15 protein-coding genes are annotated in these 15,110 nt (G+C 64.9%); 2 read left to right on the top strand and 13 right to left on the bottom strand.

All coding sequences use genetic code 11. The features are described from left to right. Window positions 1-86 precede the first annotated feature (86 nt). The 3 genes from EL2594_RS10225 to EL2594_RS10215 are packed head-to-tail and all read right to left on the bottom strand — an operon-like array spanning window position 87 to window position 2,875. Window positions 87-1,061: an SDR family NAD(P)-dependent oxidoreductase gene (locus tag EL2594_RS10225; RefSeq protein WP_011414988.1), complete on the bottom strand. Its 975-nt coding sequence runs from the start codon at window positions 1,059-1,061 to the stop codon at window positions 87-89. Further along, entirely contained in the window at window positions 1,058-1,624 is a 567-nt protein-coding gene (locus tag EL2594_RS10220) for a GNAT family N-acetyltransferase (protein ID WP_011414987.1), read from the bottom strand. Before EL2594_RS10220 ends, EL2594_RS10225 begins: the two co-directional genes overlap by 4 nt. Window positions 1,625-1,666: 42 nt before the next feature. Further along, window positions 1,667-2,875, bottom strand: a complete 1,209-nt coding sequence (locus EL2594_RS10215) for a mechanosensitive ion channel (RefSeq protein ID WP_011414986.1) — start codon at window positions 2,873-2,875, stop codon at window positions 1,667-1,669. A gap of 126 nt (window positions 2,876-3,001) precedes the next feature. Between EL2594_RS10215 and EL2594_RS10210 the strand changes: the two genes are divergently transcribed. Next, window positions 3,002-4,114, top strand: coding sequence for an isoaspartyl peptidase/L-asparaginase family protein (locus tag EL2594_RS10210; RefSeq protein WP_011414985.1), 1,113 nt, complete (start codon window positions 3,002-3,004; stop codon window positions 4,112-4,114). Between the two features lie 10 nt (window positions 4,115-4,124). Here EL2594_RS10210 and EL2594_RS10205 read toward each other — a convergent pair whose 3' ends face one another. The 8 genes from EL2594_RS10205 to EL2594_RS10170 are packed head-to-tail and all read right to left on the bottom strand — an operon-like array spanning window position 4,125 to window position 12,241. Then, window positions 4,125-5,039, bottom strand: a complete 915-nt coding sequence (locus tag EL2594_RS10205; RefSeq protein WP_011414984.1) for a fatty acid desaturase family protein — start codon at window positions 5,037-5,039, stop codon at window positions 4,125-4,127. 51 nt (window positions 5,040-5,090) lie between these two features. After that, window positions 5,091-5,990 (bottom strand): RDD family protein, encoded by a 900-nt coding sequence (locus EL2594_RS10200; protein WP_011414983.1) that lies wholly within the window; start codon window positions 5,988-5,990, stop codon window positions 5,091-5,093. Further along, the gene (locus tag EL2594_RS10195; protein ID WP_011414982.1) at window positions 5,987-7,051 is read right to left on the bottom strand and encodes a stage II sporulation protein M; all 1,065 of its coding nucleotides are present in this window, start codon (window positions 7,049-7,051) and stop codon (window positions 5,987-5,989) included. Before EL2594_RS10195 ends, EL2594_RS10200 begins: the two co-directional genes overlap by 4 nt. Beyond that, complete coding sequence (locus tag EL2594_RS10190) at window positions 7,048-8,382, bottom strand: DUF58 domain-containing protein (RefSeq protein WP_011414981.1); 1,335 nt, start codon at window positions 8,380-8,382, stop codon at window positions 7,048-7,050. The genes EL2594_RS10195 and EL2594_RS10190 overlap by 4 nt, the downstream gene beginning before the upstream one ends. A 6-nt stretch (window positions 8,383-8,388) precedes the next feature. Next, complete coding sequence (locus EL2594_RS10185) at window positions 8,389-9,351, bottom strand: AAA family ATPase (RefSeq protein ID WP_011414980.1); 963 nt, start codon at window positions 9,349-9,351, stop codon at window positions 8,389-8,391. Then, entirely contained in the window at window positions 9,348-10,673 is a 1,326-nt protein-coding gene (locus tag EL2594_RS10180) for a DUF4350 domain-containing protein (RefSeq protein WP_011414979.1), read from the bottom strand. Before EL2594_RS10180 ends, EL2594_RS10185 begins: the two co-directional genes overlap by 4 nt. Next, window positions 10,673-11,302 (bottom strand): hypothetical protein, encoded by a 630-nt coding sequence (locus EL2594_RS10175; RefSeq protein WP_155806035.1) that lies wholly within the window; start codon window positions 11,300-11,302, stop codon window positions 10,673-10,675. The genes EL2594_RS10180 and EL2594_RS10175 overlap by 1 nt, the downstream gene beginning before the upstream one ends. Window positions 11,303-11,347: 45 nt before the next feature. Continuing rightward, a complete protein-coding gene (locus tag EL2594_RS10170; RefSeq protein ID WP_011414977.1) occupies window positions 11,348-12,241 on the bottom strand; it encodes a prephenate dehydratase in 894 nt (297 codons plus the stop codon). 196 nt (window positions 12,242-12,437) lie between these two features. Here EL2594_RS10170 and EL2594_RS10165 point away from each other — a divergent pair, with 196 nt between their 5' ends. Beyond that, the gene (locus EL2594_RS10165) at window positions 12,438-13,115 is read left to right on the top strand and encodes a c-type cytochrome (protein ID WP_011414976.1); all 678 of its coding nucleotides are present in this window, start codon (window positions 12,438-12,440) and stop codon (window positions 13,113-13,115) included. Between the two features lie 27 nt (window positions 13,116-13,142). Here the strand turns inward: EL2594_RS10165 and EL2594_RS10160 are convergent, their stop codons facing one another. After that, window positions 13,143-13,805 carry an RlmE family RNA methyltransferase gene (locus EL2594_RS10160; RefSeq protein ID WP_011414975.1) on the bottom strand — a complete coding sequence of 221 codons (663 nt, stop codon included), beginning with the start codon at window positions 13,803-13,805 and terminating at the stop codon, window positions 13,143-13,145. After that, window positions 13,802-15,055 carry a Ppx/GppA phosphatase family protein gene (locus EL2594_RS10155; RefSeq protein ID WP_041685988.1) on the bottom strand — a complete coding sequence of 418 codons (1,254 nt, stop codon included), beginning with the start codon at window positions 15,053-15,055 and terminating at the stop codon, window positions 13,802-13,804. Before EL2594_RS10155 ends, EL2594_RS10160 begins: the two co-directional genes overlap by 4 nt. Window positions 15,056-15,110: the final 55 nt, after the last annotated feature.

Here is a 15,110-nt window from a genome sequence, read left to right as displayed (position 1 = left end):
CTCCCCTTGGCAGGTGTCGCACGGCTTTTCGCGGCCAGGGCTCCGGCGGTTACATGGCGGCAGAATTTTTCGTCAGCGCCTAGCCATCAGGGGTTGTCGAAGCTTTCGCCGACCATCTTTTCGGATAGCGCCCACAGCGCATCAGCGCGGGCAGGATCGACGGCATAGCTTCTCACACCGCCGTCGCTGCTTTCGTCATCGACCTCGGCAACGTGACAATCCTCGCAATAGACCCCGCCGTGGCCCTGCAGGCTCTGTTCCGTCGCGGCATAGCAGGTGGTGGCGGCGCCTTGCGGGATCGACTTGAACGCCTTGGCCATCTCCTCGTCGCTGTCCGCCTTCATCCGCTTGCGCATCCAGACCCTGTCTTCGTCGGTCATATGCCGGCCCAGATTGGTCTGGATCCCGCCTGGATGGACCGCGATCGACGTGATCCCCTTATGTCCGAAGCGGTTCTCCAGCCCGACGCTGAACAGGATATTGGCGGTCTTCGACTGGCCGTAGCTCGCCCATTTCTGGTATTCGCGATTCTCGAAATTCGGGTCGTCCAGATGGACGTCGTCGATGTGGTGGCCGCGGCTGGAAAGGTTGACGATGCGCGCGCCATCGCCTTCGCCCGCGCCCTTTTCCACGAGCGGCATCAGTTCTTTGGTCAGCAGGAAATGGCCGAGATGGTTGGTGCCGAACTGCATTTCGAAACCATCGGCGGTCTCGTTTTGCGGACAGGCCATGACCCCGGCATTGTTGATCAGCAGGTCGATGCTGTCGAACCGCTCGCGTGCTTCGGCGCCGCACGCCCGGACGGAATCCAGCGAGGCGAGATCGCATTGGATGGTATCCACCTGCGCGCCCTCTACCTGCCCGCGAATTTCCTCTGCGGCGGCGTTGGCTTTTTCCATATCGCGCCCGGCGATGATGACATGGGCACCCTTGGCCGCCATCGCGCGTGCTGTTTCCTGCCCGAGGCCGGAATAGCCGCCGGTGATGAAGGCGGTCTTCCCGCTCAGGTCCTTGTCAGCCAGCACGTCGTCGGCAGTACTCTTGAAACCGAATTCGCTCATGGTCGTCTCTCCCTCTTGGCGGGCCGCCGGGGGCGACGCGCTCGACCCAATCGTAGTTCGTACAGGAATTCTTCGTCCCGATGTTCTCCGACGTAGAAATCGATATCGGCGACCTTTGCGAAGCCGTAGCGCTGGTAGAAACGCTGGCCGGCGACATTCTCGCTCCATACCGATAGCTGGATGGCATCATGGCCGCGCGCGCGGGCTTCGGCAATGGCCCATTCCATCAGCGCCGCGCCGATCCCGCGGCCGGTCTGGTCCGGCTGGGTGTAAAGCTGGCCCAGCGCGATCGGGTTAATCACATCGCTTGGCGAGTCTTCGGCATACCAGCTTGGGGCGCGCAGTTTGACATAGCCCAGCATTCGCTCGCCATCGTCGGCCACCTGATGGATGCATTCCGGGCCTTCGACTTCCTGGCGCACGGCGTGATCGGAATAGACCATCTCGAGAAAATCGTTGAGGTCGCTCGCGGAGTAGAGATGGCCGAAAGCCGCGACGAAGCTCTCGCGCCCCAATTTCGCCAAGGCAGGAACATCGTCCAAGGAAACGGGGCGCAGGATCATGACCCTGCGCCCCGTAACGTGTTTGTGCTTCGCTATGAAGGCTTAAGCGCCCGGTGGCAGCGGATCGTTGTCCTTGCCCGCGCCGGTACCGGTCCGCCCGTCCCACTCCTCGAGCTTGCGCCCGGCCCAATCGCGGCCGCCGATCCCGAAGGCCAGCGCGGCGGCAACGGCACCGCCGATGACAAGCGATCCGAAGGCGAGCTGCACGATCTCCTCGCCGACGCCCATGAAGGTGAGGCCCATGAAGGTGAAGAGGATCATTGTCGCCCAGCGGATGACCGTTGCCGCGGTGGACGACCCGGCGTCGCCAGCGACGATGCGAGCCAGCACATTGGCGATCAGGAAGCCGAAGCCGATAACCACCGCGCCGAAGACGACCTGGCCGCCCAATGCCAGAATTTCACTGAGCATCAGCGTGATCTCGGGGAAATTCAGCGCGCGCGTCGCCATGATCGCGAAAGCGATGATGATCGCGATCTGCACGATCCGCGCGATGACGGCCGAAGGGGTCGTGCCTGCGGGCAGAACTCCGGCCGATTCCAGCGAACGATCCACGCCGAGGCCCGGCAGGACTTCCTTGAGCACCTGCACCAGAAAGCGGCTGACGAGATAGCCGATACCGAGCAGCAAGGCCGCTGCGATGATGTTCGGTATGGCGCCCAGGATCATGCGAAGCATGTTGCTGGCAGGTTCCGAAACGCTTTCGAGGTTCAGGGCTTCCAGCGCCAGGATGGACACCGGAATGATGATCAACACGTAGACGATCAAGCCGATCGTCTTGCTGATCGTTGCATTCCCGGTCATCGTGTCGACGCCGCCCTTGTTGGCCCATTTGTCGAAATCGACCGTTTGCAGCGTTGTCGTAACGATATCGCGCACGATGCCTGCCACCATGACGCCGATGAAGAAAATCAGGCCGGCACCCACCAGGTTGGGTATGAAGTCCATGATGTTGTTGAGCAATTCGTTGATCGGCCCGGCCACTGAACCGAGGCCCAGCACTTGCAGGACGGCAAGCAGGCCGAACAACCAGATCAACAACGACACGATTTTGCCGACCGCTTCCCCCACGGACCGTCCACTCGCAGTGTCGCGCTGCAACAGCGGTACGGCGTTGACCAGTTTGGCAAACGCCCATTTCGCCGCCTTGGCCAAGGCCCATGTGACTGCGAGTATGACCAGCGCTATAACCAGCTTCTCTGCCAATTCCATCGCCAGTCCCTGATCGAAACGGTAATCGCCTATTCGCATCACAAGCTCCCCTGTTATGATGTTGAAAGTAACGGATACCACAGGGGTCTTGCAGTTCCCAAGCGGCAATTGTCGCGCAGTGGATAAACGCTGGCGCCAGTGCAGGCGAATGCTATCACTGCTGCCATGAATCGCATCAAACACACGCTCACCGCTGTTTCGACAGCTATATCCCTGTTTTTTGCCGCTCCACTGCTGGCGCAGGACGATTATGAGCCGATGGAGCCGCGATGGTCCTTCGCCATCCACGGCGGGGCGGGTACGATCGCGCGCGAGAACATGACGCCGGAACAGGATGCCGAATATCGCGCAGCGCTGCAGCAGGCGCTCGATGCCGGGTCGGACATCCTCAAAAACGGTGGCAGCGCAATGGACGCGGTGCTGGCGGCGATCGTGCTGCTGGAGGACGATCCCAAGTTCAACGCAGGGCGCGGCGCGGTCTTCACCTGGGAAGGCGAGAACGAGCTCGACGCCGCGCTGATGGACGGCAAGGATCGCAGCGCCGGGGCCGTAACCGGCGTCAAGGCGATCAAGAACCCGATCCTGCTCGCACGCGAGGTGATGAAGGACGGTCGGCACGTCTTCCTGAGCGGCGCGGGAGCAGAGGAATTCGCCGGAGAGCGCGGGCTTGAAACCGCCCCGCCGGAATGGTTCGCCACCGAAGCGCGGCGCGAAGCGCTGGAGCGGCTCAAGGCGCGCCAGCTTTCTTCACTCGATGTCGATACCAAGTTCGGTACGGTCGGCGCGGTCGCGCTGGATCTTGATGGGAACATGGTGGCGGGGACCTCGACCGGCGGGCTCACCGGCAAGCGCTGGGGCCGCATCGGGGATGTGCCGGTGCTCGGCGCGGGCACCTATGCCGACAATCGCGATTGCGCGGTCTCGGCGACCGGGCAGGGCGAGTATTTCATCCGAGCGGTGGTCGGTTACTCGATCTGCACCGGCCTGAAGCATAAGTGGCGCACGATGCTGGACGAGGCACAGGCTTCGGTGCCGCTAGACGATGACGGCAACCCCACCTTCATGGTTCACGCCAGCGAGATGTGGCTGGAGCAGAGCGACGTCCAGGCGGTTGCCGACGAAGTGATGGCCGACGTGAAGGACCTGGGCGGCACCGGCGGCGTTATCGTCGTCTCGCCCTTCGGCCCGGCGGTCTTCAGCTTCAATACGCCTGGCATGTATCGCGGCCGCGCCACCAGCGCCGGCGTCAACGAAGTGGCGATTTACGGCGACGAATAGGGCCGGGCGCTCAGGCCGCGATCGGGGTAACCTCGTCCGGGCGGGTTGCGCGGCGGATAACATCGCCGAATCCATGCGCGATGCAATCGTGGTGCTTGTAATAGCCGCGCTCGACCAGCGTGCGGTGAAGCGCAGGTAGCCGGTAAGGCGGCACGGCCGCGAAAATGTGATGCTCTAGGTGGTAGTTCACATTGCACGGCGCGATGAAGAGCCTCTCCCACCAGCGCGGGATCGTCGTCCCGGTATTGAGCCGCGCGTCCAGCACATCGCGGTCGGGCACCACGCCATGCTCGCTGATTTGCCGCAGGCGATGGATCGCGGGATAGACGAGCAGCCGCGCGGCCCAGAACAGCAGGTAGGCCCATGGCGCGCCAAGCGCGGTCAGCGTCCCGGTAAGCACCAAGTGAAAGACCAGCGTCGGCCCATTGCCTTCCCAAGTGAAGGTCTTGAACTCGCGCACGAGGTCGCGGAAGCCGGTCTGCCCGGTCAGGTCGCGGATGAACTTGCGCTTCAGGCTGGACCTGGTGACGGGATAATTCTTGACCATCCACTTGTCGGGATCGTCGGGCGTCCCGGCATACCGATGGTGGTCCAGGTGATAGCGACGATAGGCTTCCAGCGGGACATGCCCCGCCGCGCCGACAATCCACTTGCCAACGAACTGGTTGAGCCACGGCGACTTGAAAAAAGCGCCATGCGCGCAATCGTGGGTCATTACGCCGAAGGCCTGGATACGTCCGCCCAGCAGCAGGATGGCTAGCACGATGGTGAAAGGGTTGGGCCATAGGATCGCCAGCGCGAAAGCGGCTGCGAAAAGCGCCAGCTGCACCGACAGCGTCAGGAAGGCGCGCGCATCTGATTTCTCACTAAACGCGGCGATGTCCTCGCGCGAGAGGTAATCATAGATTTCAGGGGCTTGCTTCACGCGCGTTCTCTCCTTGCCGCGCTTAATACGCAAATTTCGCCTTTCCGGCAATCAGGCGGGGTCGAACTTGTCGCGCTTGCGCTTGCCGAAACGCATCTCGCCTTCGAGCTTGGCGCGCAGGGCCTGGTAAAAGGCTTCGAGGAATTCGCGCTCGTAGCCCGCGCCCCCTTCCCAGCCGATCTTGCGGCAAATCGCTTGCTGGACGGCTTCCATCGCCTGCTGGTCGCCGCGCCGCAATACATCCTCCAGCGTCTTGAGCTCGTGCTCGCCATAGACCGCCAGTTCGGCCTCGCCGAAGCGATACTGGCTCGCCGGTTCGGGCGTATCCATCCCGGTCACCGACATCGCATGGGCGAGCTCGATCCGCGGTGCTTCCAATACCCATGTGCCCGCGATGACGTCCCCCGCGCGCAGATTGTCCCGGTTGAAGAAGGGGAACAGCATGAAGATCAGGAACCAGATCGCCCCTGCGGTATAGCCGAGACCGCTGTCCCCGCTGCCCGCCGCGCTGAGAAAGGACAGGGGCAGGAAGATCTCGATCTGCCTGAGCAGGTTGCGCGCGATCACCGCTTCGGGCGTAAGCCGCCCGCCATCGCGCGACGCGACCCGGATCTTCATCAGGCGCTTGCCCGGCGTCGCCCCGCGCGGGCCCATCTCGAAGAAGGTGAAATAGCCATTCAGCAGCAGGAACAGCATCAGCATGAAGGCGACGAACAGGAACTCGGCGGCCCCTCGCGCTTGCTCGCCAACTTCCTCCAGGCTCATGCCGAGCCAGATCGCACCGAATAGCAGGAGCAGAAAGCTGATCCCGAGGATGACGAAATCGATGACCAGAGCCACGAAGCGCGACCCGCGCGTGGCGAGCGTGATGGGGAGGGCAATGCCTTCCGGCGTGGTCAGCTCGCGGCGGCGCTTGAGCACGCTGTCATGGGTGCGCAGAGCAGCATTCATGGCTCGCTCCCCGCGCGGCGTTCGCGGCCCGAGAGCGTGAAATAGGCGCACCAGAAGACCAGCATGAACAGGCCGATAATCGTGCGCGCTTCGGAACCTGCCAGCTGGCGCGGGAAGGCCTCCAGCAGCGCGGCAAACACCAGCATCAGGATGACACCGACCATTACCGCCGCGGTGCGCCTGCCCGCGTCTGCGGCTGCGCCAAGCACGCTCGATACGCCCGGGAACGCCATCTTGCGCCCGATATGCAGCCCCGCTGAACCAGCCAGCAGGATCGCGAAAATCTCCGTTGTCCCATGCACGGCAAGCCAGGCCAAAAGGTCGGGCAGCAGGCCTTGCGAGTGGAACAGCCACATCAGCGCGCCGAGCATCGCCATGTTGTGGATGAGCAGCAGCAGGCTCGGGATGCCGAAGGCGAAGCCGAGCGCGAAGCACAGGATCGAGACGCTGGCGTTGTTGTAGAACAGGTAGGCGGCAAACGCGGACAGGCCGCCGGTCTCGTTCTCGACGGCCAGTGTCTCCGCCAGTGCCTCGCGGCTCGCCCCGGGCACGCGGGTGTCGGCCAGCCCGGTGGACACCAGCGCGTAATACCAGTCCTGGTTTTGGGCCACGAGCAGCCAGCCCGCGATCGTCCCGGCCGTCATCACCGCCAGTGCGACACAGACATCGAGCCAGATCTCGCGCACCGAACGCGCCCAGCCGCCGGTGAAGAATTGCCGCAACCACGCGATCAGCCCCCGTCTCGGCCCATAGACCTGATACCAGGCGCGCTGGACGAGGCTTTCGAGGTAAGAGAGCGTCGCCTTGTCGAGCGAGGTCTCGCGCGCGACGGCGAGGCTGGACGCAGCCGTGCGATACAGCGCGGGCAGGTCGGAGATATCCTCGTCGGCGACCGAGCGCAGGCGGCCTTTCTCCAGCCGCGTCACGATATCCTCGAGCCGCCGCCAGTCGCCTTCGCGCTCGAGCCGGAAGCGGTCGGAGCGCAAGGCTGCGGCCTCGATATCGGGCGGCGGGGCGATATCCTTGCCGCCGAACAGGCCGGAGAGGATCGGCGCCTTCATCCTGCGATTGCCTCGCTGCGACGGATCGAAAGGTAGCGGTCGATGACCGCAAAACCGATCCGGTCGTGCGGCGCCTCGATGATGTCGACCCCCATGTGGCGCAGCCGCTCGTGGACCAGCGCGCGCTGTTGCGTCAGACTGTCAGCCGTCACCGCGCTCGCGATGGCACCCAGGCTGTCGGGCTCGACCTGCTGCAAGGCCTGTAACTCGGTATCCTCGAAGGCCACGAACAGCACGATGTGCTTCTCGACCAGCCGGGCGATGCTTTCGATCATCATTTCGGCGCTGGTCGGGTCGGTGAATTCGGAGAACAGCACGATCAACGAGCGCCGCCGCAATTGCGAAGCGAGGGTGGCAAGGCCGAGCGTGAAATTGGGCTCCTCGCTGCGATAATCGAGCGAGGCAGCGGCTTGCTGCAGCTGCGGGAAAGCCCGCGTTTCCCCGATGAAGGGGGTTATGACCTCGGGCTTGCGGGCGAAGCCGAACAGCATGGCCCTGTCGCCGCCCTTGAGGGCGACATAGGCGCCGGTCAGCCCGGCCGTCACCGCGCGGTCGATACGTGGCACACCATCGAGCGGCTCGCACATCGCTTTGCCGCAATCGAAGGCGAAGACGATCTGGTTGTTGCGCTCGCTCTCGTTCTCGCGCGCCAGCAGCTTGGTGTGGCGGCTGCTGGCTTTCCAGTCGATTGTACGGCGGTCCATCCCCGCATCGTATTCGGTGAGCGATTCGAACTGTGTCCCTTCGCCGCGCTGGCGACGGGCGATCAGCCCGAGTTCGGCATCGCGGAGATAGGTCTGGAGAGTCTTGGACCGGATCGGTGCGAGATCGGGCCAGATGCGGACCTCGCGTTCCAGCACATGGCTGACTTGCCTTGCGCCAAGGCCGAGCGGACCTTGCCAGTTGAGCCAGATGCGCTGGAGAGAACCGGTGCCCCGCCGGTTGGCGTGCAGGGTTACCTTACCCTCCCAATGGGTTTCCGACCGGTTGGTCTCAAGCAAGGCTCGCGCCATGCCGCCCTTGGCCAGGCGCGGATCGCATTGCCACGCGGCTTCGACCCGGCTCGCGGCACCGGTCGGGATGTCGGCCAGTACGGTCAGATCGAAAGGCTCGCCGACTTCGACATCGTCAGGCGCGTGGAAGCGCCATTCCTCCAGCCGCCCGGCCAGCAGGCCATCGGCCACGACCGCGAGGATCAGCGCCACCGCCGCCACTGGCGCGATGAGCCAAGCCTGCGGCGCGAGCAGCGCGACCAGCAGTGCGATCGGTGCAGCCAGGGCGGCCAGCCAGACCGCGCGGGCGGTGGGGACGAGGGGGAAGCGCTTGAACATGCCGCGTTAGCGCGGAGCCTCGGTATTGGCGATCAGGTCTTCGACGATATTCTCGACCGCGCGACCTTCGATCTCGGCAGCGGCGGTGAGCGTCAGGCGGTGCCGCAGCACCGCGGTGGCGAGCAGCTTGATATCGTCAGGGATCACGTAGTCGCGGCCTTCCAGCGCGGCCCGGGCGCGGGCGGCGTTGGCGAGCAGTACGGCGGAGCGGGGGCTGGCCCCGGTCATCAGGTCGCCATGCTCGCGCGTCCCGCGCACCAGCCGCACGACATAGTCGATATTCTCCTGTGCCAGCGTCACCTCCTTGACCGCGCCGATGGCGGCGGTGAGCGCCGCTTCGCCTGTGACCGGCTCGATCCCGAAGGTTTCGGGCCGCGCGGTGCCTTGCTCGACCGAGAAGCGCGCGACGATCTTCGCTTCTTCGGCTTCGTCGGGATAAGGCACCAGCAGTTTGAAAAGAAAGCGGTCGAGCTGGGCTTCGGGTAGCGGGTAGACGCCCTGGTTCTCGATCGGGTTTTGCGTTGCCACCACCATGAAGCGTTCGGGCAATGAATGGGTCTCACCGTCGAGCGTGACGCAGCGTTCCTGCATCGCTTCGAGCAGCGCCGCCTGCGTTTTCGGCGGGGTGCGGTTGATCTCGTCGCCCAGCAGCAGTTCGGTAAAGATCGGCCCGCGCGTGAGCGTGAACGTGCTGGTCTGGAAGTTGAACAGGTTGGAGCCGAGAATATCGCCCGGCAGCAGGTCGGGCGTGAACTGGATACGCCCGAAATCGAGCCCGGTGGCGCGGGCGAAGCACTGCGCGAGGAAGGTCTTGGCGGTGCCCGGCGGGCCTTCCATCAGCACATGGCCTTCGCTCGCAAGCGCGATCAGCAGGTGGTCAATCAGCGCGTCCTGCCCGACGATGGCCTTGCCGATTTCCTGCCGGACGGCGCTCGCGAGATCGCGCAGTGCCTCGAGGGATTGAGTCATGGGGAAAGGGTCCTTTCAAGCGATGCGAGCGCGCGCGCGGCGCGGATGATGTCGGAATGATGCCTGGCGCTTTCGAGCGCGGCGAGACGCGGCGTGGCAGGCTCCAGCCCGCGCTGGGCCAAAGCTGCGTCGATAGCCTCGCGGCTTGCCCGGCGCAGGCCGAGGGTCTTGGCGAGTCTCCGCTCGACCAATCCGGCGTAGGGCCGCGTGAGCAAGTGAACCCGGCGCGTACGCTGGATCACGCCTGCCCCGTTTTCGACCAGCTGCGCCTTGCCGAAAGCCAGCGCGGGCGCATCGGCGGTGGCGGGGCCGAAGCGACGGAAGGCGCGCCAGCCGACCAGCAGCAGCGCCATGATCAGGCAGAGGGTAGCGGCGAGGAAGGGCGGTTCGAAGGCGAGCGAGAGCAGATTGCGCGATCCGCCCAGGCCATTGAGCGTGAGGTCGAAGACGACCGGCTGGTCGGCGGTCTCGGCCGCCGCGTCCACGATCCGGTGGGCGAGATCGGCGCGCGCGGCATCGGCCATGCCCCAATTGTTGAACAGGTCCGGCTCCGCCACGATGGTGACGTTCCACAATTCGCCGTCGGTACCGTCGGCTTCGAGCTCCCTGGGCGCGACCCCGGCCAGTTCGGCCAGGTCGGCGTAGGAGCCCGGCCCATCGAAATAGCCCGCCAGCACGCGATCGCCCGAACGCACGAGCGGGACGACCTGTTCTGCGCCTGCGCCGTCGAAATGCTGGATCGCCTTGCTTTCGGGAAGGACACCCGCCAGAGCGCCGCCGGCCAGCCGCCATGACAATGAGCGCGGCTCCTCGACACTTTGCACTTCGATGGGGGTTTCGATCCCGTCGACCACGGGGGTCAGCGACGACCCGCCCGCGCCCACGACGTGTACCCAACCCGGCTTGCCCCCGTCTTCGCCACTGGCCCGCATAACGTTCCATTTGGGCAGGATGATCAGCGTCGGACCGGTATAGCGCCGCCGCTCGACCAGCGTGGCGAGTTCCTCGGCGTCGGTGAAAGCGGGGGGCGTCAGCACCAGCAGCCCGGTATCGTCGAGCGCGGCCTCGCTGCGCGACAGCCGGACATCGTGCCCTTCCGCCTCCAGCATCTGCACCAGCGCGGCATAGCCCGTCAGCCCGTTGCTGGCGGCATGGGCCTGCCCGTTGTTCGCAGGTCCGGTCATCTGGCCGGTGCCGATCAGGTAGAGCAGCGCGATAAAGGCGAGCGTGCCGATGCCCACCAGCGCCAGCACGCCGCGCTTGCCGAAAGCCTGACGCTGCGCGGAGGCTGCAACCGGCGCGAGAGCGGGGGCCGTGGCCATCAGGCAAGCCGCTCCAGCGCGAAATCCGAATAGGCGGTGCGGGCGCGCTCCCAATCGTCGCGCCCAAGGTCCTGCAGTGCGAACAGGCTGCGTTCCACACCGGTCGCGATCACCGCAAATGCGGCGCGCGCCTTGGCTGGCAGGCTCTGCTGTCCGGCAAGCTCGCGCGCGGTGCTGCTCGGTTCGACGAGGCCCGGGCGCGCGGCCGCAATCTGGCCGACGCTGCGCGCAAGCAGCAGGTGGACGGCGCCTGCAAAGTCGCCGCCGTCCGCCAGCCGGTCGGCATCTTCGAGCAGCGCGAGCGCTTCCTGGGTGTCCGGCGACCACTCCTCCTGGGGTTCTTTCGCTCGCGGCGTCGTGACATAGGGTTCGACGATCCGCCAGACCAGCAAGAGCAGCAGCGCGACCCCGCCCGCCAGCAGCACCCATTTGAGCACCGGCCACGATCCGGCCACGGCCTGCGCGAGAGGGCCGAAAATATCCGCGAGAAATTCGTTAAGCGCTTCCAGCCACGCGGGCGTTTCAGGCGGTTCGGGTGGGGGCAGCGGTTGGAACTGAATGTCCGAATCTGCGCGCACGCTTTCCCACGCCTCGCTCGCACTTTCAGGATTGGCCCGACCCACTGTCACGATGCCCGTGGTGACATGGGCCAAGCGACCGCGCAAGCCGGATGGCTAGCCGCGCTGGCGGGCCATCCGATATGTCCCCAGCATCCTGAGTCTGGCCGAATGAAAATCGAGTTCTTCCAGAGCACGGTCGACTGCCGGGTCGCCCGGCGCGCCCATGATATCGGCATAGAAGGTCGAAGCGGCAAAGCTGGCGCCCTGCTGGTAGCTTTCCAGCTTGGTCATGTTGACGCCGTTGGTCGCGAAACCTCCCATCGCCTTGTAGAGCGCCGCGGGAATGTTCTTCACGGTGAAGATGAAGGTGGTCATCGCCTGCTCGCCTGCGAGCGTGGCCGGATCGAGACCTTCCTTGGCCAGCACGACGAAGCGCGTCGTGTTGTCGTGCGCGTCTTCGACATTCTCTTCGACGATATCGAGACCGTAGAGCTCGGCTGCGAGCGCCGGCGCGATGGCGGCGAGGCTTGCGTCCTGCCGCTCGGCAACATGCGCCGCCGCACCGGCGGTATCCGCAAAGCTCAGCGGTACCATCCCGCGCTTGCGGAGGAATTCGCGCGATTGGCCCAGCGCCTGCGGATGCGAGTAGGCGGCTTCGAACGGGCCCTTGCCCAGCCCCATCAGCGCGTGCTCGATCCGCATGAAATGCTCGCCGACGATTTGCAGCCCGCTGTTGGGCAGCAGGAAGTGGATATCGGCCACGCGGCCGTGCTGGCTGTTTTCGATCGGGATGATCGCACAGCCGGCCTTGCCGGTCTGCACCGCTTCGATCGCGTCTTCGAAGCTGAAGCAGGGAAAGGGCAGCAATTCCGGCGCATATTCCTGCGCCGCGCGGTGCGAATTGGCGCCCGGTGCACCCTGCAAGGCGATGGCGCGCGCGGGATCGGCAGCGGCGGCTGCGCGCATCCGCTCGACCATCGCGAGCGCCGGGGCGGGAAAACTCAACATTGGCCAGCGCGGGTAGCGGCGCGCAAATTGCGCCGCAAGCAATTATGATTTCCGCGATTGCAACGAAGGGCGGGCGCGGGGAGAGATTCTGGTCAATTCCCACCTCTCCGGCCCGTTATGGCCTTGCCTTGACGCGGCTGGCTGACTAGAGCGCGCGGCAATCGGAACTTGAGCACATTTCGCGGATTTTTATCGCATGGATAAGCAAAACACCATCTTCGGCTGGGTCCTCTTTTCGGGCATCGTCGGTCTCGGCCTAGCGATCGTCAGCGGCAAGTACTTCCACGCAGACAACCTCGAAGCGCCGGAAAATCCCGGCTACTTCGTGGCGGGCGCGGCCGAAGGTGGCGGTGGCGCCGAGGAAATGACCATGGCGGCTGCTCTGAACATGGATGGCGTCGACGTCTCGGCCGGTGAAGCCGTGTTTGCGAAGTGTACCGCGTGCCACACGATCGAGCAGGGCGGCGCCAACGGCATCGGCCCGAACCTCTACGGCATCATGGGCAAGGATATCGCCAGCCTCGCTGGCTTCGCCTATTCCGATGCGCTTTCGGCCAAGGAAGGCGCCTGGACCTGGGACGAGATGAACGCCTGGCTGAAGAGTCCGCGCGGTTATGCCAACGGCACCAAGATGAGCTTTGCCGGCCTGTCCAAGATCGAGGACCGCGCAGCGGTGGCGCTCTACATGAACAGCATGGGCTCGAATATCCCTGTGCCCGAATACGTCGAAGCCGTTGCAGCCGAAGCCGAAGGCGCGGAAGGCGGGGCGACCGATGGCGAAGCCGGTGTCGAAGGCGGTGCGATCGATCCGGTCGAAGCGGCCGAAGCCATGGATATGGCGCAGCCGGTGCCTGGAAATCCGCCGGGTACCTGATCGCTGCGGCGTCCTGAAGCGATTGTTTCAGCGCCCCTTGAACCCCTGAGCGACGACATACCATTCCGACGAGCCTTTGCGGCTCGCCGGTGGCTTGGCATGCTTGACGGTCTTGAAATGGCTCTTGAGCAGCTTGAGCAGATCATTGTCGGTCCCGCCGGCCAGGACCTTGGCAAGGAAGGTGCCGCCTTCCTCCAGCGTCTCGATGGCGAACCATGCGGCGGCTTCGACGAGCCCCATCGTGCGCAGGTGGTCGGTTTGCTTGTGGCCGACGGTATTGGCAGCCATGTCGCTCATCACCAGGTCGGGCGGACCATCGAGAGCCGCCTCCAGTCCGGCCGGTGCTTCGTCGGCCATGAAATCCATCTGCAGGATGGTGACGCCTTCGATCGGTTCGGTTTCCAGCAGGTCGATGCCGACGATACCTGCCTTCGGGCGCACCTTGCGCACCACCTGCGCCCAGCCGCCCGGCGCAATGCCGAGATCGACGACGCGTGACGCGCCTTTCAGGATGCCGAATTTCCCGTCGAGCTCGATCAGCTTGTAGGCCGCGCGGCTGCGATAGCCGTCGGCCTTGGCCTGCTTGACATAGGGATCGTTTAGCTGGCGCTCGAGCCAACGGGTCGAGGAGGCCGATCTCTTGCGCGCCGTCTTGACCCGCTTGCCTGGATCTTTGCCGGACCGGCTCATTGTGCTTTCCGGGTTTCGTCCATCGCCTTGCGATCGCGCGCGGTGGCGAAATCGCCCGCCATCAGGCTGCGCAGGATGCCTTCGCGGATGCCGCGATCGGCAACGCCCAGCTTTTCGGCGGGCCACAGGTCGATAATCGATTCGAGGATGGCGCATCCGGCCACCACCAGTTCGGCGCGATCCTGCCCGATGCAGGGCAGGGTGCAGCGTTCGTCCACGCTCATGGCCGACAGCCGCAACGAGATATCGCGCATTACCTGCGAGGGCACGATCAGCCCGTCGACCGCGCGGCGGTCGTATTGCGGCAATTCGAGATGAAGGCTGGCTAGGGTCGTAACCGTGCCGCTTGTGCCGAGCAGGCGGATGTCGGGCTGCCCGGCATGCTGCGCCACCCGCTCGGCAAATGGCGTAAAGCTCTCGCCGACGACCCGGCGCATTTCGGCGTAGCGCGCGAGCCTGGCCTCCTGCCCGCGATCGGTCTTGGCAACGGTGTCGGACAGCGAGACGACGCCCCACGGAACGCTCTGCCAGTCGAGAATGCGGGGCACGCCGCGGCCATTGGGTTCGATCAGGACCAGTTCGGTCGATCCGCCGCCGATGTCGAAGATGACAGCGCGGCCCTCGCCCTGTTCCAGCAGGACATGGCAGCCGAGCACCGCCAGCCGGGCTTCTTCTTCCGCGGTAATGATGTCGAGTACGATGCCGGTTTCGTCCTTCACCCGCTGGATGAAGTCTTCGCCATTGCTGGCGCGGCGACAGGCCTCGGTCGCGACCGAGCGGGCGAGATAGACGTTGCGGCGGCGCAGCTTGTCGGAACAGACTTTGAGCGCGCCCAGCGCGCGGTCCATCGCATCGTCCGAGAGCCGCCCGCTATGCGCGAGGCCCTCGCCCAGCTTCACGACGCGGCTGAAGGCGTCGATGACGGTGAAGTTCTCGCCCGAAGGTCGCGCGATCAACAGCCGGCAATTGTTGGTACCGAGGTCGAGTGCGGCATAGGCCTGCCGATAGCGCGGTCCGCCATGCGGCTTGTGCATGGGCCGCGGCGAACGCGCGGCGCGTGCCGAGGCAGGCTCTGCGGCCTTGCCATTGTTGCGATTGCGGGAAGCACCGTCGCGGCGGGCGCGACGTTCTTTCGACTTGGTTTCGGGCGGCGGGGAACTCTTGTAGCGAAAATCGGCTACTGTGCCGGACCTTTTGTTCCCCTTGCGGCCTGCCCTCCTGTTACCGTCCGGCGGAGACATTTCCGCCATGTTTTTCGACTTTTCATTACCTTCTCGCACCGACATAGCGCGAGGACCTGAAAAT

The sequence above is a fragment of the Erythrobacter litoralis HTCC2594 genome (genome assembly GCF_000013005.1).
Lineage (GTDB): Bacteria > Pseudomonadota > Alphaproteobacteria > Sphingomonadales > Sphingomonadaceae > Parerythrobacter > Parerythrobacter litoralis_A.
Note: the sequence above shows the minus strand (reverse complement) of the source record. Positions and strands in the feature narration are given on the sequence as shown.

Excerpts from the sequence above, each read along its gene's own strand:
- EL2594_RS10225 (WP_011414988.1), bottom strand. The coding sequence starts at position 1,061 with ATGAGCGAATTCGGTTTCAAGAGTACTGCCGACGACGTGCTGGCTGAC.
- EL2594_RS10220 (WP_011414987.1), bottom strand. The coding sequence starts at position 1,624 with ATGATCCTGCGCCCCGTTTCCTTGGACGATGTTCCTGCCTTGGCGAAA.
- EL2594_RS10215 (WP_011414986.1), bottom strand. The coding sequence starts at position 2,875 with ATGCGAATAGGCGATTACCGTTTCGATCAGGGACTGGCGATGGAATTG.
- EL2594_RS10210 (WP_011414985.1), top strand. The coding sequence starts at position 3,002 with ATGAATCGCATCAAACACACGCTCACCGCTGTTTCGACAGCTATATCC.
- EL2594_RS10200 (WP_011414983.1), bottom strand. The coding sequence starts at position 5,990 with ATGAATGCTGCTCTGCGCACCCATGACAGCGTGCTCAAGCGCCGCCGC.
- EL2594_RS10195 (WP_011414982.1), bottom strand. The coding sequence starts at position 7,051 with ATGAAGGCGCCGATCCTCTCCGGCCTGTTCGGCGGCAAGGATATCGCC.
- EL2594_RS10190 (WP_011414981.1), bottom strand. The coding sequence starts at position 8,382 with ATGTTCAAGCGCTTCCCCCTCGTCCCCACCGCCCGCGCGGTCTGGCTG.
- EL2594_RS10185 (WP_011414980.1), bottom strand. The coding sequence starts at position 9,351 with ATGACTCAATCCCTCGAGGCACTGCGCGATCTCGCGAGCGCCGTCCGG.
- EL2594_RS10180 (WP_011414979.1), bottom strand. The coding sequence starts at position 10,673 with ATGGCCACGGCCCCCGCTCTCGCGCCGGTTGCAGCCTCCGCGCAGCGT.
- EL2594_RS10170 (WP_011414977.1), bottom strand. The coding sequence starts at position 12,241 with ATGTTGAGTTTTCCCGCCCCGGCGCTCGCGATGGTCGAGCGGATGCGC.
- EL2594_RS10165 (WP_011414976.1), top strand. The coding sequence starts at position 12,438 with ATGGATAAGCAAAACACCATCTTCGGCTGGGTCCTCTTTTCGGGCATC.
- EL2594_RS10160 (WP_011414975.1), bottom strand. The coding sequence starts at position 13,805 with ATGAGCCGGTCCGGCAAAGATCCAGGCAAGCGGGTCAAGACGGCGCGC.
- EL2594_RS10155 (WP_041685988.1), bottom strand. The coding sequence starts at position 15,055 with ATGGCGGAAATGTCTCCGCCGGACGGTAACAGGAGGGCAGGCCGCAAG.